A 24,156-nucleotide genomic window follows, 5' to 3' on the forward strand; every position below is an offset into this window, starting at 1 on the left:
TTAAGCGGACCCTTTTTTCCATAATTCGATGAGCGGACCGTCAGCTCCGAAGAGAGGATCGGTATCCGGCAGCGGAACCCGGCGGATTTCCTCCAGAACGTCCGGCCGCTTTCCTTCGCCGCTTCGCAGCAGATTATATTCCATCCCGTCCGGATAAGCCCCGACCACTTTAAAATCCGGGCTTGCCGTAAGAAGCTTATGCCCGGTGCCGGCCGGGAGCACGATGACATCTCCGGCCCCAAGCTCGATCGATTTGCCGTGCTCGCCTCCGGCCTGGATGGCGGCGGAGCCGCTTTGCACGCCGAGTACTTCGTGCGAATTGCTGTGGTAGTGATGGTAGCCGTAAACGCCGTTCGTCCAGCTGTTTCTCCAGTTGTTGCGGTTGAACACGGCTTCGATCCGGCCAGGTTCGTCCTTCATCGCGCCCGGATAGACAAGCAGCGGCAGGTCCGGGTTGTTCGGAATTTGCCCGTCATCGTTGAATTTGTAAGGGATGGCCGTTAGTTTTGACAAGGAATATCCTCTCCTTCGTTTGGATGGTTTTATTTTATAATAACCGCCCTGGGATAATAGCAAACGAGAAGAAACCGTTCTTCGCCGTACATGCTAAAATTTTCCAAGAGACAGGCGCCTGTTGAAGGCAAATTGCTAAGGAAGACGAGGGTGATTCCATGAATCAGGAAGTAACGGACTTTATTGAAGGCCTGGGACAGCCATGGCAGGTCGAGGTTAGCAGCCGGCTTCGCGAAATGGTCCATCAGGCGATACCGGACGTTGCGGAGCGCATCCAATACAAAAAGCCGCATTTTTTGAAAAATGGATCCTACGCCGCTGTCATTTCGCCGGCAAAGGATGCGATAAGCTTTATGATTTTTAACGTCGCCGGTCTGGAGCTGCCTGCTGGCCAGTTCGAGGGGCCGCAAGAAAGAAAGTGGATCAAGATCCGTGAAGGCCAGACGCCGGAATACGACATGCTGGCCGGACTTCTCACACAGGCGTCAAGCACGCTCTGAACGGTAGGACGGAACGGGATGGGCGGTACTTCAAAAGCCGCGGCATCCACAAAAGACGATGAAATAACGGGAGGCGGGCCCTGTTGTTCCATCGTCTTTTTTTTACAATTTTATAGACGGCATAAGTCGTTGGTCGCTGGTGCAATTGGGAATTTGTGCTATGGTAAATATGGAAGGGTTTTCATTTAAATGGGGAGAAAGGAGGACGTTTGGGATTCCGGTAGTGGGTTAACAGATTATCGTTGGGAGGGGCTCATGAGAAATAAGCTGGCTGTGCTGCTGCTGTCGTCGCTTGCCGCTATGCTGATCCAGCCTGCGGCTTATCCGGCCGCGGTTTATGCGGCGGACGCCGGGGAGAGCGGGGCGATTTATCCGACGAAGGATAAGTTCGACGACGGAAACGTTGTTTTGAACGGGGATTCGGGCTTGAACTATATCGGCTACCGGAGCGATTACGGTCAGCATTCAACGCATCTTCATTATACGCTCGGGGATATTGATCAAACCCGCAATCTGGAGAAGGTGGAGCTGGTCGTTCCGATTCTGAACGGCAACGCCGTGCGTACGCAGTCGGACGTTAATCCTTATATCAAGCTGTTCGGGTCGGATACGGACAATTGGAGCGAAGCGGGAACTACTTTTGCAGATTTGCCTGTTTATAAAGCAGCGGACGATTATTTGGGAAAGGGAGAATTTGAATATCAGTATTACCAGGATTATTATGCGTCAAGTCCGTCAACGCCGATGGTGCTGCGGTTCGACGTGACTCCGTTTATTCGGGAGCAGCTGGCGGCGGTGGAGGATTTGGAGGCGTCGTTCGTGCTGGCCGGGCCTACGGTGGCCGACGTTTCTAATGTAAGCGGTTTAAGGATTAACATCATTAATATTAAAGAAAGGGAAAATAACCCCGGCCAAACGGGCGTGCCGTATTTGGAATATAAATATGCCGCAAACCAGACGCCGACGGATATCAGTTTGTCGAACAGCGGCATAGCAGAAAATTCGGCCGTTAATACGCTTGTCGGCACGTTCTCCGCGAGTGACCCGGATGCGGGCGACACGCACAGCTACTCGCTGTCCGGCAGCGGGGCGGCTTTTTTTGCGGTGAGCGGGAATGAGCTAAGAACAACCTGGGTTCCGGATTTCGAGCTGCAGAGCAGCTACAGCTTGACCGTCGAGGCGACCGATTCCGCGGGTAACAAGTATTCGAAAGATTTTTCCGTAAATGTGACCGACGTCGCCGAGAAACCCGTTATTACGGAAGTCAAGGTGAACGGCGGCGCCGCTTATACGCGCGATGAAGCGGTAACGGTAAGCGTGACCTACTCCGATCCGGAAAATAACGTTACTAAGCTGCTGCTGTCAAACGACAACTCGGTATGGACCGAGCTGAATGCGGTTTCACCGCTCGCTTGGACGCTGGCTGCAGGAGACGGGGGCAAAACCGTCTACATAAAAGCCAAGGACGCCACGGACTTGGAATCCTCCGCTCAAAACGCCGCGATAACGCTCGACGCTTCCGCGCCAAGCGGAAGCCTGACCCTTGCGGGAGGAAGTGCCTCCGTCAACCGGACGGATATTCAGCTGACGATTGTCGCCGCCGATGCAGTGCAGATGCGTTTCTCCAATACCGGCGTGGCCGGCGATTGGAGCAGCTGGGAAAGTGCCGCAGTCTCCAAGGGCTGGACGTTAAGCGCGGGAGACGGTGTAAAGACCGTTTATATGGAGCTGATAGACGCAGCAGGCAATGTGTCTCAGGCAAGCGACACGATACTTCTCGACACGGTCCCTCCGGACGGGACGTTATCAATCGACGGAGGGGACGCCTATACGACGGATGCCAATGTGGAATTATCGGTCGGCTTCGGCGATGCGGTGCAGATGAGGTTTTCGAACGATAGCGGAGTTTGGAACGACGCAGATTGGAAACCCGCGGCTGCGGAAGCGGGCTGGACGCTGTCCGGCGGCTACGGCGAGAAAACGGTGTACGTACAGCTGAAGGACGAAGCCGGGAATACGGCTATTTTCTCGGATACGATCGTGCACCGGTCCATTCCGGCCGTCAGCGACAGCACGGCAGACGGGACGGAGGATACAGCTTTGGCTTTTAAAGCGGCAGATTTCATTTACGCAAATGCGGATGGGACGCCTGTGGACAGCGTAACCGTGCTGACGCTGCCGGAGCATGGCAAGCTTCAACTCGCAGGCACTGACATAGCGGCTGGCGATGCAATCGCCGCAGGCGAGCTTGCGAATCTCCGGTTCGTTTCCGAAGCGGACTGGTTCGGCGAAACATCGTTCGATTGGACGGCATCGGCCGGTCCGGTCGGCGCTTCCGTCCCTGCGGACATGACGATCCGGCTGGCAGGCGTCAATGACGCTCCCGCAGCGGACGATCTGCAGCTCCAAACGACAGCGGGAGTCAGGCTCGATGGGCAGCTTGCTGCGGCGGATAAGGAACGGGACGCTTTGACCTATGCGATTGCGGACCAGCCAAGCAAAGGAACATTAACGCTTGATCCGGCGACGGGCAAGTTCAGCTACACGCCGGAGTCCGGCCATTATGAGGATGTTACCTTCACTTATAAAGCAAACGACGGGCAGGCGGATTCGAACACGGCGAAGGTGACCGTGTCGAATGCACGGCCGGCGGACAGCGGCGGCGGGTATGTGCCCAGCATTCCTGAGGTGACATTCGAAGGACTTCGCGGTCTCGCCGGCGTTCAAGCTGTACTTACCTATAGGGATGGGGTTCAGATCCTGGAGGTATCCTTGGACGGCGGCCGGTTAAAGGACGTCATGGACCGGTCGGCCGATGGCGAAATTACGGTGCAGGCAGCCGTTCAGTCCGGCCATGCCGTATTTTCAATGAATCATGCGTTTCTCGAACAACTGAACAAAGGCGGCGATACGCTTAACGTCATCATTAACGGAACAAGCTACGGCGTATCCGTACCGGCCATTCGCGGACTTTTCCAGGATTGGGATAGCACGGAAACGGTATTGAAAATGGAGATAGGCAAGGCGGACGATGACTCGGCGGCCAGACTGGCGGAGCTTGCTGCGGAGAAGGGCTTCGAGCTGCTTGCCGCTCCTCTGAGCTACAAGCTGTACGTTCAGCGCGGCGCATCCGTCGCCGAGCTGACCGGCACTCGCGGATTCAGGACGCTGTCCTTCGATGGTTTGGAAGCGCTGAAAGGCAAGCGGCCGGCAACGGTGGTGCAGCTTCTGCCAAACGGGGAAGCGGTCCATGTTCCGACCCGTATCCAGCCTAACGAAGCTTCGTTCGATATTCAGGCGAGGAGCTTCTCCGGCGGTATTTTTGCACTTGTTTCTTATAACAAGACATTCAGCGACACTGCCGGCTGGGCTGAGCCCTATATCGAGGAGCTGGCCTCGCGGCTTATCATTCAGGGAACGGGAGAGGGCAGGTTCGAGCCGCATCGAAACGTCACCAGGGCCGAGTTTGCCGCCATTCTGACGGGAGCCCTCGGCTTGCATGCCGAAGAAGACGGGCCATTTTTTACAGACGTACGGGAGGGCGACCGGTTCTTCGGAGCAGTTGCAGCCGCCGCCGGGTATGGACTTGTTACAGGGTACGAAGACCGCACATTCCGGCCTGATGCGCCGATTACGCGCGAGGAGGCGATGGTAGTGACGGCCCGCGCTTTCCGATTGATGGAGCTGGTGCCGGGCATTACGCAGGCTGAGCTGGGTGCTTCTATTGCGGCCTTCGAGGACCGCGATGCCTTGAGCGCCTGGTCGGAGGCGGCCGCCGCGCTGAATGTACGGCTTGGGATCGTGCAGGGAAGCGGCAATCGCCTTCTGCCGGATGAGCCTCTAACAAGAGGTCAGCTCGCTGCCCTCATGTTCAGGCTGCTGAAAGCGGGAAAATTTATTTAACGATACATGGCCGTAGGGCTGCCGTCAGCGGCAGCCCGGCCAGAAAGGGGATCACGGAAAAAATGGAACCATATTTGGGGGAAATCCGGATATTCGGAGGCAATTTTGCACCTGAAGGCTGGGCGCTGTGCGACGGCTCGCTGCTGCCGATTGCCCAGAACGACGCGCTTTTTTCGCTGCTTGGAACGATTTACGGAGGCGACGGAGTGACGACCTTTGCCGTTCCTAACCTAACGGGGCGGCTACCGATCGGCCAAGGCGCCGCTCCATCTACCGGGACGAGCTACACAATCGGTCAGATAGGCGGCACGGAAACGGTGACGCTGACTGAAGATCAGCTGCCGCGTCACACTCATACGGCACAGGCCGGCGCCCAGCCGGGTACGGCGGCATCGCCTGCCGGGAAAGTATGGGCGGGGAACAGTACCTTGAACACGTACTCGAACGCCGCGGCGGACGGGCAAATGAATGCGCAGCTTCTTTCGGCAGCCGGCGGAAGCGTGCCGCATGACAACATGATGCCGTATTTGCCGGTTAATTTTATTATTGCAAAGGTTGGCATCTATCCAACACAAAACTAAGGAGGAAGCGGAATGTCCGAATCGTATATCGGTGAAATCAAGCTGTTCGGTTTTCAATTCGCGCCGAGGGGCTGGGCCTTGTGTCAGGGGCAGCTGCTTTCGATCAGCCAGAACCAGGCGTTGTTCTCCATTTTGGGCACGACTTATGGAGGCGACGGAGTGACGACCTTTGCGCTTCCCGACCTGAGAGGCAGAGCTCCGGTCCATACGGGAAATGGCGTTCAACTAGGTGCAGCCGGCGGGGAAGAGGCGCATACGCTGACCGCTCAGGAAATGCCGGTACATAGCCATACGGTGTCGGCGGGTGGGAATCCCGCTACCGAATATACGCCTGTCGGCCAGGCATGGACGCCGGCGGCGAACGGGGCTGCGGTTTTTTCGGCCGGGGCGAATACGGCGATGAATGCGAATGCCCTGTCTGCTGCTGGAGCCTCTCAGGCTCACGGCAATATGCAGCCCTACTTGGCAATGAATTATTGTATTTGCCTGATGGGCGTTTTTCCTTCACGTAATTAATTAAATTGAGGAGGGTATGGCATGTCTGATCCTTATGTTGGTGAAATACGCGCGTTCGCGGGCAACTTCGCTCCGAGAGGCTGGGCGCTGTGCAACGGCCAGCTGCTGCCGATCTCGCAGAACACGGCATTATTTTCACTTCTTGGAACGATGTACGGCGGGGACGGCAAAACGAATTTTGCCCTGCCGGATTTGATGGGCAGGACGCCCATGCAGCAGGGGACGGGAGCGGGATTATCCCCGCGTTTTCAGGGCGAGGCGGGTGGAGAGGCAACCGTTACGCTGACAGTAAATGAAATGCCGCTGCACCGGCACATCCCTGCCGCCGCAGCAACCGGCACATCGGGCTCCCCGGAAGGAGCGATTTGGGCTGGGGTCGTCCCTGGGCGCAGCACGTCGCCTGTCTACGGTCCAGCGACCGGCGTCCAAATGAGCCCGCAAGCCGTAGCTCCGGCCGGGGGAGGCGCTTCCCATAACAACCGGCAGCCTTATTTGGGAGTAACCTACATTATCGCATTGTCGGGGGAATTCCCGTCCAGGGGATAATGTCCGGCATTGATGCGGGCTGCCGGATGGGATTCGGCAGCCTGCTTTGTCGTTCGTTACAAGCCTAACGAACCGTGCTGACTCTATTTGACCAATTTACCCGCCTTTACAATCGCAACGAACTTCACGCACCTTATTTGGCTGAAAACTAGCAACTCAACCTCATTTTCGCTCAATACGGCGTTCCGAGTTCGTTAGGTTTTGGATATATACTTTTTGAAAGCATAGCGATTGCTCAGTTCGTTAGCTTGCGGGGGCAGTAAAGTGTGTCTTCTAGGCAGTAAGTGTGGTTTCCGAGAGCAGCAAAGTGTCTTCTAAGGGCAGCAAAGTGTCTTCTAAGGGCAGTAAAGTATCTTCTAAGTGCAGTAAGCGCGGTTTCTAAGTGCAGAAAGTGTGTTTTCATAGAGGGAAGCTGAGAAGCCGGAGTTCACACGAGGAGTGGCTGCAATCGAGCAGACTGCATGGGGCTTTGTTGAGGTTATGCGAAATGTTCTGAATTTACATATACAGCGGCAGCCCGGGGCATTAGGCTCCACCCAAGGCTGCCGCTGTTTGCTTGGCAGTTTTATGTTTAGTTTGGCATTTTCATCTTACTCGGGTGAAGTCCTTATATTGCTCAGGGCCGAGAAGCGCGGCCACCGCGTCTGCGGCGTCTTCTGCGATTTCGGCTTCGATCAGCCAGCCTTCGCCGTATGGATCCTCGTTCACCTTCTCCGGAGAATCAAGCAGGGCTTCGTTCACCCGGATTACTTTGCCGGTAACCGGGCTAACCAGGTCGGATACGGTTTTGACGGATTCGATCGTGCCCATCGGCACGTCCGCTTCCAGCGAGGCGCCTATCTCCGGGAATTCAACGAACACAATATCGCCCAACTGGCTTTGCGCAAAATCGGTAATCCCGATTTGAACCACTTTGCCGCTGCCTCTTACCCATTCATGCGTCTGCGAATAGCCATAGCCTGCTTTTACCTCGCTCATGCTCATCATCCTTTCTGGTGTGAACCGCGATCAAATGCATGTTTCTCGTTTCATCTGCTAAGCCTGCTCCTGCGCCACTGTTGACGCTGCGCTGCAGAAACTGCAGCAGAAACCTGACATGAAGCACTCTTCCATGCACCAGAATGCACTTTTGCAGCAGAATCATCCGCACACAGCCTAATTCGGCCATATTGGCACAAATCTGCTGCAGAAACTGCAGCAGAGCCGCGCGCAGCACTTGCTCACAGTCATTCTACTGCAGAAACTGCAGCAGAGCCGCGCTCATGATGCCGTAATGGCGGTAAACGGCGGGTATGCGATTATTTGCTGGGCAAAAAAATCCTCTAATGACCTTTAGCGTAAAGGAGATCAAACTTCGAAGTCAATAGCCTTGACCGAGAATTGTCAGAAAAGTAGAAATTGATTGACACTTCCTTTCCTATTCATGTATTAATAAACTAATAGCTAAGCGTAACCGGCGACACCGTCTCTGGCGGCAAAAGCCCGTTTCGCATAGAAATAGAAGTCAGTTACAAGCTTAGTCATTCTTATATTTCAAAAATGCTCTCGGATACAAGGGACAGAGCGAAGAGGAGACGCGGGGGCGGAATTGCTGCTGGGAACGTTGGCCTGTTTGCTTTTGTCCCTATTTGTATGCTTCCGAGTGCTATATCCCGCGAAGGAGGAGAGAAGGATGACGGAACTGAAGAGGACACCGCTGTACCCTTGTTATGCGGATTTTCCAGGCGTTCGGTGTATTGATTTCGGCGGCTGGGAGCTGCCTGTCCAATTCTCGGGCATTCAGAAGGAGCATGATGCCGTACGGAAGCAAGCCGGTCTTTTCGACGTTTCCCATATGGGGGAATTCAGAGTGACCGGGAAGTTTGCCGAAGCGTTTCTTCAGCAAATGACGACCAACGATGTGTCGAGGCTGTCCGACGGTCAGGCGCAATATACGCTGATGTGCCGGCCGGACGGGGGAGTGGTCGACGATTTGCTGGTATACCGTCAGACGGCCGACCAGTTTATGCTTGTCGTGAACGCCTCGAATATCGACAAAGACTACGACTGGCTGCGGGAGCATGTCATCGGGGACGTATCGGTCGAAAATATTTCCGACGAACTGGCGCTTCTAGCCCTTCAGGGGCCGAGCGCAGCTGCGATTCTGCACGCACTGGATATAGATCCCGCCGTATGCGGGCTTCTTCCCTTCCACTTCGCGGACGGCGTTTCCTTTCCAGGGACAACAGCGCTTGTCTCGCGCACGGGCTACACCGGCGAGGACGGCTTCGAAATTTATGTCGCCAAAGAGAAGGCAGGCGATGTGTGGCGCACAATTCTTGCCGCCGGGGAGCCGTTCGGGCTTGTGCCGGCCGGACTTGGCGCCCGGGATACGCTCAGGTTCGAGGCGCGGCTTCCGCTATACGGACAGGAGCTTTCCCATGCGATAAGCCCGCTGGAAGCGGGGGTTGGCATGTTCGTCAAGCTGGACAAACCGGATTTTATCGGGCGCGATGCGCTGCTGAAGCAAAAAACCGAAGGCCTGAAGCGGAAGCTCGTCGGTATCGAGATGGTTGACCGCGGGATCCCGCGCTGCCATTACCCGGTTTATGCGTCAGACGGAAGAGCCATCGGCGAAGTAACGACAGGCACACAATCTCCGACGCTTAAGCGCAATCTCGGACTCGCCTTGATTGACGCGGGCTACGCGGAGCCGGGCACCGAGCTTTGGGTGGAAATCCGCGGGAAACGGCTCAAGGCCGAAGTCGTCAAAGCCCCCTTTTACAAAAGGACCCGAAAGGAGTGACCCGTATGGCTAACCTGCATCGCTACATCCCCATGACCGAGCAGGACCGGACCGACATGCTGAGTGCGATCGGCGCAGCTTCCATAGAAGAGCTCTTTCGGGATATTCCGGAGGAAATTCGATACCGGGGCACGCTGCCGGTTTCGCCGGCGCTTGACGAGCTGTCGCTGCTTGCGCATATGAAGGAGCTGGCAGGCCGCAACGCCGCATCGGACAGCTATACAAGCTTTTTGGGTGCGGGAATTTACGATCACCATATTCCGGTCGTCATTCAGCATCTGATTTCGAGATCCGAGTTTTATACCGCCTATACTCCGTATCAGCCGGAAATCAGCCAAGGAGAGCTTCAGGCTATTTTCGAATTTCAATCCTATATATGCGAGCTCACGGGCATGGCGGTAGCCAATGCAAGCATGTATGACGGCGTGACGGCGCTGTCCGAAGCCGGCGCTCTGGCGGCCGGGGCAACGAAGCGCAAGCAGCTTGTCATCTCCCGCACGGTTCATCCGGAAGCGCGGCAGATGTTCGGAACGATGGCCCGCGGATTAGGCCTCGAGATCATTGAGGTCGGGTATGCGAACGGCGTCACGGATCTTGACGCCCTTCAGGCGGCCGTATCGGCGAATACGGCGGCCGTGCTGATCCAATCGCCGAATTTCTTCGGCGCTCTGGAGGATCTCGCGGCTATCGAGCCGATCATTCATGGCGTTAAAGGCCTGCTCGTCGTCAGCACGAACCCCATCACAATGGGGCTGCTGAAGCCGCCGGGCCGGCTCGGCGCCGACATCGTCGTCGGCGATGCCCAGCCGCTCGGCATTCCCCAGTCGCTCGGCGGCCCGACCTGCGGCTTCTTCGCCGTCGCCGAGCCGCTTATGCGCCGGATGCCGGGCCGGATCGTCGGGCAGACGACCGACAAGGACGGCAAGCGCGGCTTCGTATTGACCCTACAGGCAAGGGAACAGCATATCCGGCGCGAGAAGGCGACGTCCAACATTTGCTCCAATCAGGCTCTGCTCGCTCTGTGCGCGTCGATTTATTTGTCGACGATGGGCAAGACGGGCTTGCGGGAAACGGCGGGCCTCAATCTTCAGAAAGCCCACTATGCCTCAAACGAAATCGCGCGGCAGCAAGGAATTACGCTCCCCTTCTCCGCACCTTTCTTCAACGAATTTGTCATTCAGCTGCCGGCGGGAACTAGCGTGAAAGATATTAATTCGAAGCTACTGAAGGACGGCTTCCTCGGTGGCTATGACCTTGGACTCGCGTATCCGGAGCTTGGCGGGCATATGCTGATCGCCGTCACCGAGAAACGGACCAAAGCCGAAATCGATGCCTTTGCCGGCAGATTGGGGGAACTTGCGGATGACAGCGACGCATAGGGAAAAAGCGCTTATTTTCGAATTGTCCAAGCCGGGCCGGGTCGCCTATTCGCTTCCGCCCTGCGACGTGCCCGAGGCGGCGCCCGAGGACTTGATTCCTGCCGCCATGCTGCGGGAGGAGCCAGCCAAGCTGCCCGAATTATACGAGGTGGATGTGATCCGCCATTATACGGAGCTGTCCCGCCGCAATTTCGGCGTCGACAACGGCTTTTATCCGCTTGGTTCCTGTACCATGAAATATAATCCCAAAATCAACGAAGATACGGCCCGCTTAAGCGGCTTTGCAGGCATTCACCCGTATCAGCCCGAGGAAAGCATCCAGGGTGCCCTTGAGCTGATGCATACGCTGCAAAACGATCTGGCCGCGCTGACCGGCATGGATCAAATGACGCTTCAGCCGGCGGCGGGCGCCCATGGCGAATGGACCGGGCTTATGATGATCGGGGCTTACCATGAAAGCCGCGGCGAGAAGCGTACCAAGGTCATCGTGCCGGACTCCTCGCATGGGACCAATCCGGCCAGCGCGACCGTCGCCGGCTTCGAGACCGTTACGATCAAATCGGACGAACGGGGTATGGTCGATCTCGATGCTTTGCGCGCGGCCGTCGGCAGCGATACCGCTGCGCTTATGCTGACCAACCCAAGCACGCTCGGCCTGTTCGAGGAGCAAATCGTAGAGATTGCGCGGATCGTTCACGAAGCTGGCGGCCTGTTGTATTATGACGGGGCCAATTCCAATGCCATCATGGGCATTACACGTCCCGGCGACATGGGCTTCGACGTCGTTCATTTGAATTTGCACAAAACGATGAGCACCCCGCACGGAGGAGGGGGCCCCGGCGCCGGTCCGGTAGGCGTGAAGAGCAAGCTCATTCCGTTTCTGCCGAAGCCGGTTGTAGGCCTTCGCGGGGACGGAACGTATTATTTCGATTACGAGCGGCCCGACTCGATCGGACGGGTTAAGGCGTTTTACGGCAACTTCGGCATTCTGGTGCGGGCCTATACCTACATCCGGACGTACGGCCCGGAAGGGCTGAAGCATGTATCCGAATGCGCCGTGCTTAATGCCAACTACATGATGCACCGGCTTGCGCCGTATTACGAGATCCCGTATCCGGGCGTGTGCAAGCACGAGTTCGTCATGTCGGGGCGAGGCTTGAAGGCGTACGGCGTACGCACGCTGGACGTTGCCAAGCGGCTGCTCGATTTCGGATACCATCCGCCGACGATTTATTTTCCGCTTAATGTTGAGGAATGTATGATGATCGAGCCGACCGAGACGGAGAGTAAAGAGACGCTGGATGCGTTTATCGAAACCATGATCCAAATTGCCGAGGAAGCGAAAATGAATCCGGAGCTGGTCCTAAATGCACCGTATTCGACGGTCGTTCGAAGGCTCGACGAAACGACGGCAGCCCGCAAGCCGGTCTTGAACTGTTCTTGCGGTTAGGATAAGAAGGATCCCTTTATTTTCAAAAAAAATTTTGTTTACCTCGCCGCCGTAATTTGTTAATATAATCGCAACATTATAATGCGATGAAGAGACGAGTAAATAAATGAATTCTTTCACAGAGAGCTCCCGATTGGCTGGAAAGGAGCAAAGCGTTCTTTATTGAAGAAAGACTCAGAGCAGCGCGTCGGAATCCGTAACAGGAGGATGGTGCGACAGGAGCTCCTGTTACAGAGCTAGAGTATAAGCATTACTCGGTAATGCCGTACTTGAAGAGGCTGATATGGCGACATGTCGGCGAATTTGGGGTGGTACCGCGAGCATACAAATCTCGTCCCTGAGGCTGATTAAAGTCTTGGGGGTGGGATTTTTTTATTGAAGGACAGGACACACAACACAGAAGCAGCATACGGTATAGCGATTAGAAAGCCATTCATTATAACTTACTGAAAGGATTTGAACTTCTTATGACACAAAAGTTGAAAGTCGGTATTGTCGGCGGCACGGGCATGGTCGGTCAGCGTTTCGTCCAGCTGCTGGATCAGCATCCTTGGTTTCAGGTAACGGCCATTGCGGCGAGCAGCGGTTCGGCAGGCAAAACGTACGAAGAATCGGTAAAAGGCAGATGGAAGCTGTCCACTCCGATCCCTGAAGACGTAAAAAGCATCGTCGTTCAAGACGCTTCGAAAGTGGAAGAGGTTGCCGGCGGAGTCGATTTTATTTTTTGCGCGGTTGATATGAAAAAAGAGGAAATTAAGGCGCTGGAAGAAGCCTATGCCAAAACAGGCACGCCTGTCGTTTCCAACAACTCGGCTCACCGCTGGACGCCTGACGTTCCGATGGTCATTCCGGAAATTAATCCCGGTCATCTTGAAGTGATCGAAGCGCAAAGAAAACGTCTCGGCACTTCGACCGGCTTTATTGCCGTTAAGCCTAACTGCTCCATTCAAAGCTATGTGCCGGCGCTTCACGCGCTGCAAGAGTTCAATCCGACAACAGTGGTAGCTTCGACGTATCAGGCGATTTCCGGTGCGGGCAAAAACTTTACCGACTGGCCGGATATGCTGGATAACGTGATCCCGTATATCGGCGGCGAGGAAGAGAAAAGCGAGCAAGAGCCGCTTCGGATCTGGGGCAGCGTCAGCGAAGGCGAAATCGTGAAAGCAAGCGCGCCGCATATTACAACGCAATGCATCCGCGTACCGGTAACGGACGGACATTTGGCTACGGTATTCGTATCGTTCGAGAACAAACCTTCGAAGGAAGAAATTCTCGACCGCTGGAAAAACTACAAAGGACGTCCGCAAGAGCTTGAACTGCCGAGCGCTCCTAAGCAGTTTATCACTTATTTTGAAGAAGAGAACAGACCGCAGACGAAGCTTGACCGTGACATCGAGCGCGGCATGGGCGTATCCGCGGGCAGGCTGCGCGAGGATTCCCTGTACGACTTCAAATTCGTCGGGCTGTCGCACAACACGCTGCGCGGCGCGGCCGGCGGCGCGGTTCTGATCGCCGAGCTGCTGAAAGCGGAAGGATATATTCAGGCGAAATAAGCACGGCTGGATGAAAAACAGCAGGCATCCCGAATTTTCGGGAGCTTGCTGTTTTTGTTTTTGCATAAAATTAGCGGAATTCGAGACACTTTAACTATAAGATCGCTGCTGCTGCTGTAATAACTGGATTTTATGTAGATAATATCAGGACATTTCGCTATTTGTGTGAAATAAAAGGATTCAATGTAGTTAATTTTAGTAATTTCTGTTCATCTAGACATTAGGGTGAATTTAAATCCATCAAATACAGGTATTTAACAGGAAAGTTAAAAGCCTTAATGATTAACTGTATGAAATACAGCTATGTATGCTAAGTCTAAGTAAGTTATGTAAGAAATGTATCCCGCACAGGCACCACACGCGAACGCAACTTCATCTCACTTAAAGTTATTATTCCCCAGCTAGCCGCTACACCTCCTCCATGATCCCCACAGTAAACCACATGCCCCAACCAAATACGCATATCCTTCTACGTACCCCGGCACACCCGTTCGCCTTCAGCTTCATATATCACACCCCGAAGCCACCAGCGTAACCGTCCGCACAAAAAAAGAAGCTGCCGCCATTAACGCATGGAAGCAGCCCTCGGTTTATCACTTGATTACCCCGCAAGCGATGCGGCTGCCGGAATTTCCGGACGGGTCGGTGACGTAATCGTCCGCTTTTTCATGAATGACAAGCGCCGTTCCGCCTTCCTTCAGCAGGGAATTCGGCTGCCCTTGAAGCAGCGTCACGTCGGCACTCGTCAAATCCGCCGAAACTTTGCCGCCCTCTCCGACTACGATATTGGGCAGATCGCCGCTGTGATAGCCCTTCGGATTATTGAAGCCGTGCTGCTTCATTTGCGGATTGAAGTGTTCCCCGGCGGTCGTGAAATCCGGCGTATCGCATTTGCCGACATTATGAAAATGCACGCCATGTGTTCCGGGCGCCAGCTTCTCCGCCTCGATATGAATCTGCACCTTGCCGGCTTGCTCAGTAAGCTGGGCTTTGCCGATCGTCTCCCCCTGGCCGTTGACGATGCTCACGAGCACCATCGGCGCCTCGGAGCTTGCTTGCGCCGCCATTGCGGCCCCGAAAGATTGGCCAGCCAGCAGCAGACCGGCTAACAGCATCATTTTTTTCATGGTATCCTCCCGTTTGTCTGGTTTGTTATGTACTGGTTGTCCGTGCGGAAGACGGCAATACCTTTAGATTGCGCAAACGGCTGGAAATTATTCCAAAAGAACTACTGCGAAAAAAACAAAATATGCCGTTATAACGAATTGTGCTAAAATGGGATTATTATGCAGCGCCAGCCTGGGCCGTTAGGGGGTTATTTGTGGGTCTCTTGTATATTCTCATGTTCCTTTCACTGTGGGCCATGGGTATCGTCTTTCTTGTTTACAGCTTTAAAACGAACTTCTGGATCGGCATGACCCTGATCATTGGAGGAATGTCGAGCTTCACTTTCTCCATCCATTTGGTTATCGTTCCTTTCCTGCAGACTTACGGCTGGCTATCGCCGATCATGAGCGGCGCGTTGTTCGAGCTCAGCGCGGCGGCAATGAACATGTATTTTTACTTTTTTCCATTCGCTGCATGTATGGGCGGGCTGTGGATCGGGGCGCTCCCCTCCGACAAAAAACGGCTGCTGCTTTCGCTTCTGCTGGCGGTTCCCGCGGCTGTGCTGTTTACCCTGCATCTTCTCCGTGAGCCGTGGAGCGCCTTCGATGTCGGCACCTTTCGCTGGTGGAGCGGCTTGTATTTCGTATCGGGTTACGCCTTCTACCATATCGCGTTCGCACGCGAGAAGGACGGTTACGAGAGACGAAACAAGAAACGGGTGGCCATCCTGTTCTCGTTCGGCACGCTGTGGGCATTTGTATCCGATTACATCGGCTTTGTTTCTCTGACGATGGAGGAGTGGAGATTCGATCTGGTGAGCAACGGAACGTGGAAACTGAATGCGGTCATTATTTTGGGGCTCATTGCGGTCATCATTTATTATACGATCAAACACGGCTTCCTCGGCATCAAGCTCAGAATCGAGCGCGAGCGTCTGGATTATTCCATGCGGGCGCTGACGATGGGCGTCTCCATCCTGAACCATTCCATCAAAAACGAAATTCAGAAAATCAACTATTTGACGGAGAAGACGCAGGGCTTCATACATGCCGGCCAGACCGACAAGTCGCTGCACACGATCGACCAGATCCATTCGGTGACCGCGCATCTGCTCGATATGGTGGGGAGAATCAAGGAAAAAGCGGACGATATCGTACTCAGCGAAGGAAGCGTCCGCGTGAAGGAGCTGTTCGCCGCAGTGCTGCTGCCGATGCAGCCGCTCCTGGAGAGACGCTCGGTCGAGGTCGTGCAAATACAGGACGAAGGCGGCGAGCTGACCTGCGATTTGCTGCACCTGAAGGAGACGCTGTCCAATCTCGTTCATAATGCGGTAGACGCCATGGAAGAGCAGGGCGGCACGATTACGCTCCGCGCAATGAAGTCCAAGCGGCATTTCATCATTGAGGTAAAAGACACGGGCTGCGGCATTCCGAAGGAGCAGCTTGGCAAAATTTTCGAGCCTTTCTACACGACGAAGAAAAACTCGAGCAATCACGGCCTCGGCTTATCTTACTGCATGTCTGTCATGAGGAAGCACGGAGGCAGCCTGGAGATTGCGGATACCGAAACGGGAAAAGGAACGTCGGTCATGCTGCATTTTCCGATTCGCCGCTACAAGCAGCCTGCCGCCACGGCCCCCGCGGTCGCTTCCCAGACAGCGTCCGTTCAACAGCAGCCGACCTAGTCGGATTTAAAGCCCGTCAGCTTGTTTTTGATGCTTTTCAGCTGCGATTTGATCGTGTTCGTCGACTTATGCAGCTTCTCCGAAATTTGCTGTTTGCTCAGCCCCTCTTTGCGCAGCTCGAAAACCTCCCGTTCCATCGGGGACAGCTCCATGAGCTGGATTTCGCTGCGCATGATGCGGGCCGCGTCCGCGTGAATCGTCGACCGGTCCTCGTACGCCTCCCGGATCGCGCGGACGATGTCCTTGTAGCTCTGCTTCGTAATGTAATTGAGCGCTCCCAGCCTGAACGATTTCATAATGACTTCCCTCTCGGTGAGGGAGGTGAGCATAATGACTTTTACGCGATCCTCGTCCAGCTCCGTCAAAATTTCCTTCATCGCTTCAAGACCGTCGAGATTGTTGCCGGTCAAATTAATGTCCATCAGAATAATATCGATCGGATGGCGCGAAGCGGCCGATACGGCTTCTTCCTTCGTGCCGGCGACGGCAACGACCTCGATATCCGGTTCCTCCGCCAAATCTGCGCTCAGATTTTGCTGCCAGAACGGATCGTCCTCCACCAGCATGACGCGTATGCTGCCCATCTGTCTTCCTCCCATCCGCTAGTACAGGTAAGTTAAACATAGTATAGCAAGCACTCACCCTGTCCGGTAGGGTGATTTTTTTTCACCCGGCCTTAAGACAGGGGTGAAAAAAATTCATCCTCCACAGCCCCTCCGGCCCCGCTGTATACTCCGAATTGTGAACGACGGGCCGGACGGCGGAATGCTGAAGGCGCCGCGGACGATTCGAGTTGAATCCAAAGGAGACGGTGAATAATGGTTCAGAAACAAACGAACGATGCTTCAGTAAGAATGGCCTCGGCCAATACTGCGCCCGTGCTTAACTATAATGTGCCGGAGCCTACAACCTACAGCGGACGCACATATATCGAGCTGGACATTGCGGATAACTGCTTTTTGCCGCCGCAGTCTGGCAGCACCCAGACGATGGCCGCGCTTGGGACGGCGGCAATGAGCTTCCAAGCGGCTGCACCGGCTCCTCAGCTTCCGATCGAGGAGCTGCGCAAGGTGAAGCGCTCCGGCGACCGGATGACGACGCGCCTTGCAGAGCTGACGGAGGAGGAAGTGGAGCAGCAGGCGAAGGAAGGGAAGAAGCTCAGCCTGTTCCGGACGATGACGGGAGCATGGTCGCACCGGTTCGCAGCCGATGCCGCGACGGCAGCGCCCGAGTATAGCGAGCCTCAAGCGTTTAGAGCGGCACTCGCTCCATTGCCGACAACGGAAGACCCGGACCAGTCGCCTCCTATCATTAACGACGACGTTATTGACGAACAGATGCGCGACGACGATGATTGGCCGCCGGAAGAGGATCCTATCGAGGAATCCGTGACCGCTACGATCAGCGCGCCAGCTGCAAATGCGAATATTACCGGTCCGCACACAGGTGCAGTTATCGAGATTAGAGGAACGGCAACGGCCGTGCTGGGAACGGTAGCAAGAGTCATGGTGAAGGCAGGCTCGGGCCCATGGAAGCAGGCACAGCTTTCCGGTGACAACTGGGTGCTTTCGGGCGTTGTCGTAACGGATCAGGGGCAAGTCACTTTGCAGGCGGATGCGTACCACTCCAACGAAGTGCTCTCTTACATTACCACGAGAAAAATTAACGTAGCGCTGGAGCAGGCGCCGGACGTAACGCCGCCGACGGTCAGGATCACTTCGCCTGCGGCCGGTGCGGTTCTGGCGACCAACAACGGTCCGGCTGCCAATATTACCGTTCAAGGAACGGCGGGGGATAACCGGGGCGTAACGAGGGTAGAGCTGCTGCTTGACGGGCAAAATCCGGTTGCGGTCGATACTCCGAACAACTATGCGACCTGGAGCAAGGCGCTGTCGATTCCGGCCGGCAACCATTCGATTACGGCGCGCTGCTACGATGCGGCGGGCTTAAAAGGAGAAGCCAGCCTGAACGTCAGCGTGGATACGACTGCGCCGACGATCAGCATTACGTCGCCGGCTCTGAACGCGGCGATTGCCGGCACCTACACGAAAGGCGCTGTCATTGAAGTGTTCGGCTCGGCTTCCGACGGAGGCGGCGTGAAGGTCGTCGAAGTATCGCTTAACAACAGCCCGGTTTACGTGAGGGCGGTGGAGAAAGCGCCTGGCGACTGGTCGCAGTGGAAAGCGACGGTGAAGGTTGATCTTCCGGGACTATGCGTCATTAAAGCCCGCGCCACCGACATGTCCGGGAATACGATGGAAGCGGGCACACAGGTGAACGTGACGATTTTGCCGGAGGTCAGCTCGCGGAAAAACCGTATCATTTTGATCGAATCGTACCGCCTATCCTCCTTCCTGGCCAACTACGGCGCGGGACGCACGCTGAAAACCTTCTCCCTGCTGCCGGGCGAGAAAAGCAAAATCAGCATCCGCACCTATGCTCAAAAGGAAGAGACGATGAAGAGCGCGTCGACGATTCTCGATTCCGTGACCGACGATATCGCAAGCGAGTTCGAGCTGTCGATCGGGGATGAGACCTCGAACAAAACCGGCTATGAATCCAGCAACGATTACAAGCTCGAAGCAAGCGTAGGCGTAAGCTGGGGCGGCTGGCTGAATGCGTCGGCGAGCGCATCGACGAGCGGCGCGACGAACGCGGCGCGGGAGCAGCTGACGAAGAACATAGTCAACTCGACGCAGAAGCACGTATCCAAAGCGTCCGCCCGCCGCGATATGCAGATCGATACGACCTACGAGGTAAAAACGACGACAACCGACGAAACTTCGATCGTCCGCGAAATTGAAAATATCAATATGAGCAGAACGCTAAATTTTGTTTTCCGCCAGATGAATCAGGAATTTATTACGCTGCTCCATTTGGTCGACGTGCGGATCGGCTTCTACCGCGACGAGAAAATCGAAGGGCAGGGCAACAGCTATTACCAGGAGGTTACGCTGCCTGAGCTGAATAAGCTGCTTGCGGAAATTATCGTGCCGGAGAAACGCGAGGAAATTCGCAATACGATCATGTTCCAATTGATGAACATTTTCGATTACCAGGATATTCACCACTCCTTCGTGGAGGAAGCGGTGCTGAAGGATGCGAACGGAAACGTTATTCCGGCGTCGAACTATCTGCGCGTCAGGAAGGACCACTATTCCGAATACGCCGATGAAGCATCCGGATCGACGATCAAGGTTCCAGGCATCATTATGGCCGCGAACAAACACGTCCTGCGGACGGACGGCATCGTTGTCGATGCGGTGCTCGGCCAGGGCGAGGCGCTTGACGAATATTCGAGCAACCTGCAGCTGCAATCGGTCAGGGAGAAGGAGCTGAAGAACGACCTGCTCCAGACGGAGGTCCGGATGAGGGAGCTGGCGCTGCAAATTCTCGAATCGAAGGATCAGGCGGCGGCTCAGCTGTATGCGCTGCTTAACCCGCAGCCGGTCGCGGCGGAAGAGGAAGAGCAAGCGACGGTCACCGTATAGGAGGAGGCGGAAAGATGGATTTCACCTTCACGCTCAGCGACCGGAACAAGGATCGGCTCGAGCATGACAAGGCGCTTGCGAACAAGGATAAAGCGGCGGTCGTCAATCAGAAGACGGTGGTCAAGGCATACAAATTCATTCATAAAAGAATCGTGAAGCTGATCGACATGCCGGTCGCTGCTTATGCTTTGAACTTTCATAAGGTGCATTTCGAATATTTGGCCATCGTGCTTGTCGCCGTAAAAAATACGAGCCAAGCGACGGATGCGATCGCCGGCATGAAGATGAATCTGGACAGCTACGTGTCGATGACGGAGCAGGTGCTGCGCAAAATCGACGAGCTGCCCGAGGACCCGCTGCCGGGGCTTAATCCGATCGATCATCTGTATCTGTCACGCGACCCTGATTTCGTAGAGGCTCATGACCGGATTATCGACGATTACCGGACGGTTGCGCGCGAGAACTTGACCAACATTCTGCATTGTGCCAAGCATGGGCGGGATATTTACGCAAGCACGAATACGGATGCGAAGAAGCTGCTGGACGATTTGATGAAGGTGCAGCCGCAGTCCGATATGGAGAAGCTGATTATCGAAGCGAACAAGCGGGATTTGAAGTGGCTGATTTTGTCGCTCGACAAGATCAGGACGGTGTACCAGAAGGCCGACGCCGCCGTTCCGAGGGCGCAGCGTATGGCGGATTTCGCGGAGCAGTTCGTCAAAATAGCCGGATAAACGAAAAAAGGCAATCCCTTCGCTGATGCGAATGCAGATTGCCTTCTTTTTATTTCGTTCATCCCGTATGGCGTTGAAGCCTGTACCTTGAACGGCACCAGATCAGGCGAAGCGGAATGATGCCGGGCCTGATGGCGTCAGCCGCTTTCAATTGGAGGTTCAGCCGCCACTATACCTGGTTTTTGCGCCGGTCCGCCAGCCAGAGCAGCAGCGTTCCGGCGATCAGAATCGCGAATGCCGCGATGAGGGTAATCAAGGAGGGCCCTCCTGCGGACGGCTGCCGGTCGTCGGTCTGTTCCTCTGGAGGGCTGGCCGGGGCAGCGGCGATCATCCTTTCCGAAGCAACGCCGTTTGCGGAAACGCTTCCGTTTGCAGGAGCTCCGCCGCTTGCAGAAGAGGGCGGATAGCTGTCTCCCAGAAGGGCGGTTTCTTCCTTGGCGGACGAAAGCGGCTTCGTTAATTCGCAAAAGCCGGTTTCCAGCTGCTTATCTCCGTTCGAATAAGCTGTCACCAAATACGCCGTCCCGATCTTGAAGTCCTCGTAGCCGCAGCTCGCCGAGCTCATGGCTGTGTATACGCTTATCTGCTTATCGGCCTCGCCCTTCCACACCTCGGACACCTCGAACGTAACCTTGACAAGGTCTGCGGTCGACATGAACAGCTTCCGGTGAGGCTGTTTAATCTCCTTCACTGTGCCTGCGAATATGACAGTATCGCGCTCAAGCGCGCTCTTCACCTGCAGCTCGGGATCCGGGGGGTAGGCGCAGGAGCAGGCAAAGGCGGAGTCCGGCTTGGCAAGAATGGCAGTACTTAGCAGAATGGCTATACATAAGACATATAGGATCGTTTTTTTCATCCAACATTTCACCTCTGAAGTATAGACGGGAAAACTGGAAGATTTGTTACACATCAGGCACCGGTCCCTCAAGCTAATGAACTGCACACCCTTTATTCGGCCGATTTGCTGCACATTTTATGTCTAACGAATCAGGCCGTCGTTATTGTAGGGTAAAGTTACCTAGAGGAGCCCATTTTCGAGCAATAACGTGATTTGAGTTCCGTAGGTTTCAAAATTGTTCCTTTGAAGGCAGTTAGCGTTCGTTGGATGCGTTAGCCCCATTTTGCTCGTGCCTCGAAGCGTCGCATGTGGACGGCAGCATGCCCAAGCTCCAACGTTTCGCACACTGAAGGCCGCATGCTCAATCACCAACATGTCGCACACTGAAGGCCGCATGCTCTAGTCCAAACATGCCGCATGCCGACGGCAGACACGCCGCTATCGCCAGCCGATCCGGCATGCGATGCGGCGTGTCAGCCGGCCCCGATCAAGCGGCGAAGCGGCTCCGTCAGAAGGAGATGCTCGCCGGCCTGGCGGATCGGTCCGAAGGACGGAATGAGCTCGCGGGCGGTCAACCGCTCCGGCCGGTCAATCCAGCCGGCTTGATGGGCGAGCGCGCCGAGCAGCTGCTCGGGCTCGACGCCGGCGCTGCGCAGACCGGCCAATGTTATCGAGCGGTCGCGCTTGGACAGGCGTTTGCCCTCTTGATCGACGAGCAGCGGAACATGCGCGAACGCAGGGGGCTTAAGCCCAAGCGCCTCGTAGAGCGCCAGCTGCCTTGGCGTCGAATCCAGGAGATCGACGCCGCGCAGCACGTCCGTAATGCCCATAGCTGCATCGTCGACCGTCACGGCCAGCTGGTAGCTGAACATGCCGTCCGCGCGCTTGACGACAAAGTCGCTGCGGTCATCCCCATCGGACGGCTGCGGTCCGGCGAAGGCGTCCTCGAAAGGCAGCGCATGGTCCGGCATGATGAAGCGCAGCGCGGGCGTTTTTTTCGCTGCCTTTGCGAGCCTCTCTTCTTCGCTCAGCCGGCGGCAAAGACCGGGATAGCCGGCTCCTTCGGAGGCGAGTCCGTGCGGCGCGCTGCCGATCGAGGCGAGCTCGCTCCGGCTGCAATAACAAGGATACAGCCGGCCGTCCTGCCGCAGCTTCTCCAGCGCTTCCTCGTACAGCGGCTCTCGGAGGCTTTGCACGTACGGGGCGTAAGGCCCTCCGACGCGGGGGCCCTCGTCCCAGTCGAGGCCGAGCCAGAGCAGGTCGTCCTGCAGCTGCTCGGCATAGGCGTCCCGCGAGCGCGCCTTGTCTATATCTTCTATGCGCAGAACAAACGCCCCGCCGGTTTGGCGCATTTGCAGCCAGGCGGCGAGGGCGGTTATGGCGTTCCCGATATGCAGCTGCCCGGTCGGCGAAGGGGCGAAGCGTCCGCGTCTCGTCATGGTGTTCACACTCCTTGAAGAATACAAAAAAGAGCAGTCCTGTTGATCTGCCCGGTTTTCTTGCGTTTATGTAGGTTGTAAAATAGGATATGGCGGAGCCGACGGGATTCGAACCCGCGGTCTCCTGCGTGACAGGCAGGCATGTTAGGCCTCTACACCACGGCTCCACGTTCATATCTAAGTGCCTGAGGCACATAGAGAATAGTACCATAAATGGCATTCGGCTGACAAGCCGTGCGAGAAAAACGTTTGCAAAATAAGGTGTTAAATGGGAAAATTATACTTTTGATGAAGCGATTAAATAGAGACGGGAGAGTGAAAGGGTTGAAAAAGGTAAAGGCGCTGCTTGTTGCCGCAGCCGTGCTGCTGCTCATGTCCGCAACGGCTCACGCAGCCGGGCAGGCGATCAAGGCCGCATTGTTCAAAAGCAGTATCTACGTAAATAACCAACTGAAAGAGTGGGGCGAAGATACTCCGCTGCTAAACTATAATAATAGGGTGTATGTGCCGCTCCGCGCGTTCGCGACTATACTTGGCGATGCCGTAGGGTACGATGCCAAAAGCAAGACGGTCTATGTAGACCAGCCGAATAGCTGGCCCGTCCAATCGAAGCTTCACAGCGCGACCGAAGAAGAGGGGCTCGAGATCAAAATTTTATCGGAAAAAGCGGTTTACGCTTACGGAGAGCCGATTCGGATCTGGGCTCGCCTATCGAATGCAAGTACGCAAGAGATCACGCTGTACCACGGCAGCCCGCTTGTCGGCTTTAACATCAAGGACAAGGACGGGTTTGAAAGCAATCAATGGTACGCTCTCGATTTACATACAAGCAAGTTTAAGCCGGGCGACGAATACAGCTCCATTTTGAGTCCAAGGCAATTCCTCGCGTACAACGCTTATAAACAAGGCATTTATGATTTTGACCGATACAGCGATAAAACGGCCCGCCCCGCAGCGCTTCCGAAGGGCGAATACACGATTGAGGCGGTAGCGGATTACAGCTTGAGCAAGGAAATTAATGACGATACGAAGAGAAAACTTAAAGCATCCATCCAAATCACGGTGAACGAATAGATGGCTGCCTGTTATGACAACTCAAAAAGCCGGTCCTGCTGTCATGAAAGACAGCAGGACTGG

20 protein-coding genes, 1 tRNA gene and 1 other annotated feature are annotated in these 24,156 nt (G+C 55.4%); of the genes, 13 read left to right on the forward strand and 8 right to left on the reverse strand.

What is annotated here, in order from left to right; all coding sequences use genetic code 11:
- On the reverse strand, positions 1 to 513 hold the full coding sequence (locus KP806_RS20060) for a cupin domain-containing protein (protein WP_224725517.1): 513 nt from the start codon (positions 511 to 513) through the stop codon (positions 1 to 3).
- 158 nt (positions 514 to 671) lie between these two features.
- Between KP806_RS20060 and KP806_RS20065 the strand changes: the two genes are divergently transcribed.
- From KP806_RS20065 to KP806_RS20085, 5 genes are all read left to right on the forward strand, one after another.
- Positions 672 to 1,013 (forward strand): DUF1801 domain-containing protein, encoded by a 342-nt coding sequence (locus KP806_RS20065; RefSeq protein ID WP_224725518.1) that lies wholly within the window; start codon positions 672 to 674, stop codon positions 1,011 to 1,013.
- A 255-nt stretch (positions 1,014 to 1,268) separates the two neighbouring features.
- Complete coding sequence (locus KP806_RS20070; RefSeq protein ID WP_224725519.1) at positions 1,269 to 4,916, forward strand: S-layer homology domain-containing protein; 3,648 nt, start codon at positions 1,269 to 1,271, stop codon at positions 4,914 to 4,916.
- A gap of 62 nt (positions 4,917 to 4,978) precedes the next feature.
- On the forward strand, positions 4,979 to 5,497 hold the full coding sequence (locus KP806_RS20075) for a phage tail protein (RefSeq protein ID WP_224725520.1): 519 nt from the start codon (positions 4,979 to 4,981) through the stop codon (positions 5,495 to 5,497).
- A 12-nt stretch (positions 5,498 to 5,509) separates the two neighbouring features.
- Positions 5,510 to 6,013, forward strand: a complete 504-nt coding sequence (locus KP806_RS20080; protein WP_224725521.1) for a phage tail protein — start codon at positions 5,510 to 5,512, stop codon at positions 6,011 to 6,013.
- Between the two features lie 21 nt (positions 6,014 to 6,034).
- Positions 6,035 to 6,559, forward strand: coding sequence for a phage tail protein (locus tag KP806_RS20085; protein ID WP_224725522.1), 525 nt, complete (start codon positions 6,035 to 6,037; stop codon positions 6,557 to 6,559).
- A 585-nt stretch (positions 6,560 to 7,144) separates the two neighbouring features.
- Here the strand turns inward: KP806_RS20085 and gcvH are convergent.
- Both gcvH and KP806_RS20095 read right to left on the reverse strand, forming a co-directional pair.
- A complete protein-coding gene (gcvH, locus tag KP806_RS20090; RefSeq protein ID WP_224725523.1) occupies positions 7,145 to 7,537 on the reverse strand; it encodes a glycine cleavage system protein GcvH in 393 nt (130 codons plus the stop codon).
- A complete protein-coding gene (locus KP806_RS20095) occupies positions 7,494 to 7,775 on the reverse strand; it encodes a hypothetical protein (RefSeq protein WP_224725524.1) in 282 nt (93 codons plus the stop codon). Before KP806_RS20095 ends, gcvH begins: the two co-directional genes overlap by 44 nt.
- Positions 7,776 to 8,231: 456 nt before the next feature.
- Here KP806_RS20095 and gcvT point away from each other — a divergent pair, with 456 nt between their 5' ends.
- The 4 genes from gcvT to asd all read left to right on the forward strand — a co-directional run bounded on the left by gcvT (position 8,232) and on the right by asd (position 13,726).
- Complete coding sequence (gcvT, locus tag KP806_RS20100) at positions 8,232 to 9,344, forward strand: glycine cleavage system aminomethyltransferase GcvT (protein ID WP_224725525.1); 1,113 nt, start codon at positions 8,232 to 8,234, stop codon at positions 9,342 to 9,344.
- A 5-nt stretch (positions 9,345 to 9,349) separates the two neighbouring features.
- Positions 9,350 to 10,723: an aminomethyl-transferring glycine dehydrogenase subunit GcvPA gene (gene gcvPA, locus KP806_RS20105; protein WP_224725526.1), complete on the forward strand. Its 1,374-nt coding sequence runs from the start codon at positions 9,350 to 9,352 to the stop codon at positions 10,721 to 10,723.
- Positions 10,707 to 12,173, forward strand: coding sequence for an aminomethyl-transferring glycine dehydrogenase subunit GcvPB (gcvPB, locus tag KP806_RS20110; protein WP_224725527.1), 1,467 nt, complete (start codon positions 10,707 to 10,709; stop codon positions 12,171 to 12,173). The genes gcvPA and gcvPB overlap by 17 nt, the downstream gene beginning before the upstream one ends.
- 77 nt (positions 12,174 to 12,250) lie before the next feature.
- Positions 12,251 to 12,515: a binding site (T-box leader), on the forward strand.
- A gap of 125 nt (positions 12,516 to 12,640) precedes the next feature.
- Positions 12,641 to 13,726, forward strand: coding sequence for an aspartate-semialdehyde dehydrogenase (gene asd, locus KP806_RS20115; RefSeq protein WP_224725528.1), 1,086 nt, complete (start codon positions 12,641 to 12,643; stop codon positions 13,724 to 13,726).
- A gap of 593 nt (positions 13,727 to 14,319) precedes the next feature.
- On the opposite strand, the gene KP806_RS20120 is transcribed toward asd, so the two are convergent.
- The gene (locus tag KP806_RS20120) at positions 14,320 to 14,853 is read right to left on the reverse strand and encodes a superoxide dismutase family protein (RefSeq protein ID WP_224725529.1); all 534 of its coding nucleotides are present in this window, start codon (positions 14,851 to 14,853) and stop codon (positions 14,320 to 14,322) included.
- Between the two features lie 194 nt (positions 14,854 to 15,047).
- On the opposite strand from KP806_RS20120, the gene KP806_RS20125 reads away from it, so the two are divergent.
- Positions 15,048 to 16,517, forward strand: a complete 1,470-nt coding sequence (locus KP806_RS20125) for a sensor histidine kinase (protein ID WP_224725530.1) — start codon at positions 15,048 to 15,050, stop codon at positions 16,515 to 16,517.
- Here KP806_RS20125 and KP806_RS20130 read toward each other — a convergent pair.
- The gene (locus KP806_RS20130) at positions 16,514 to 17,101 is read right to left on the reverse strand and encodes a response regulator transcription factor (RefSeq protein WP_224725531.1); all 588 of its coding nucleotides are present in this window, start codon (positions 17,099 to 17,101) and stop codon (positions 16,514 to 16,516) included. The genes KP806_RS20125 and KP806_RS20130 overlap by 4 nt on opposite strands.
- 234 nt (positions 17,102 to 17,335) lie before the next feature.
- Between KP806_RS20130 and KP806_RS20135 the strand changes: the two genes are divergently transcribed.
- Both KP806_RS20135 and KP806_RS20140 read left to right on the forward strand, forming a co-directional pair.
- Positions 17,336 to 20,008: an Ig-like domain-containing protein gene (locus KP806_RS20135; RefSeq protein WP_224725532.1), complete on the forward strand. Its 2,673-nt coding sequence runs from the start codon at positions 17,336 to 17,338 to the stop codon at positions 20,006 to 20,008.
- A gap of 14 nt (positions 20,009 to 20,022) precedes the next feature.
- The gene (locus KP806_RS20140) at positions 20,023 to 20,742 is read left to right on the forward strand and encodes a hypothetical protein (RefSeq protein ID WP_224725533.1); all 720 of its coding nucleotides are present in this window, start codon (positions 20,023 to 20,025) and stop codon (positions 20,740 to 20,742) included.
- Positions 20,743 to 20,911: 169 nt separating this feature from the next.
- Here KP806_RS20140 and KP806_RS20145 read toward each other — a convergent pair whose 3' ends face one another.
- From KP806_RS20145 to KP806_RS20155, 3 genes are all read right to left on the reverse strand, one after another.
- Positions 20,912 to 21,598, reverse strand: coding sequence for a hypothetical protein (locus KP806_RS20145; RefSeq protein ID WP_224725534.1), 687 nt, complete (start codon positions 21,596 to 21,598; stop codon positions 20,912 to 20,914).
- Between the two features lie 455 nt (positions 21,599 to 22,053).
- A complete protein-coding gene (gene gluQRS, locus KP806_RS20150; protein WP_224725535.1) occupies positions 22,054 to 23,019 on the reverse strand; it encodes a tRNA glutamyl-Q(34) synthetase GluQRS in 966 nt (321 codons plus the stop codon).
- A gap of 90 nt (positions 23,020 to 23,109) precedes the next feature.
- A tRNA-Asp gene (locus KP806_RS20155) sits at positions 23,110 to 23,186 on the reverse strand.
- Positions 23,187 to 23,343: 157 nt separating this feature from the next.
- Here KP806_RS20155 and KP806_RS20160 point away from each other — a divergent pair.
- On the forward strand, positions 23,344 to 24,093 hold the full coding sequence (locus tag KP806_RS20160; RefSeq protein ID WP_224725536.1) for a stalk domain-containing protein: 750 nt from the start codon (positions 23,344 to 23,346) through the stop codon (positions 24,091 to 24,093).
- The last annotated feature ends 63 nt before the right edge of the window (positions 24,094 to 24,156 follow it).

The sequence above is a fragment of the Paenibacillus vietnamensis genome, from assembly GCF_020169515.1.
GTDB lineage: Bacteria > Bacillota > Bacilli > Paenibacillales > Paenibacillaceae > Pristimantibacillus > Pristimantibacillus vietnamensis.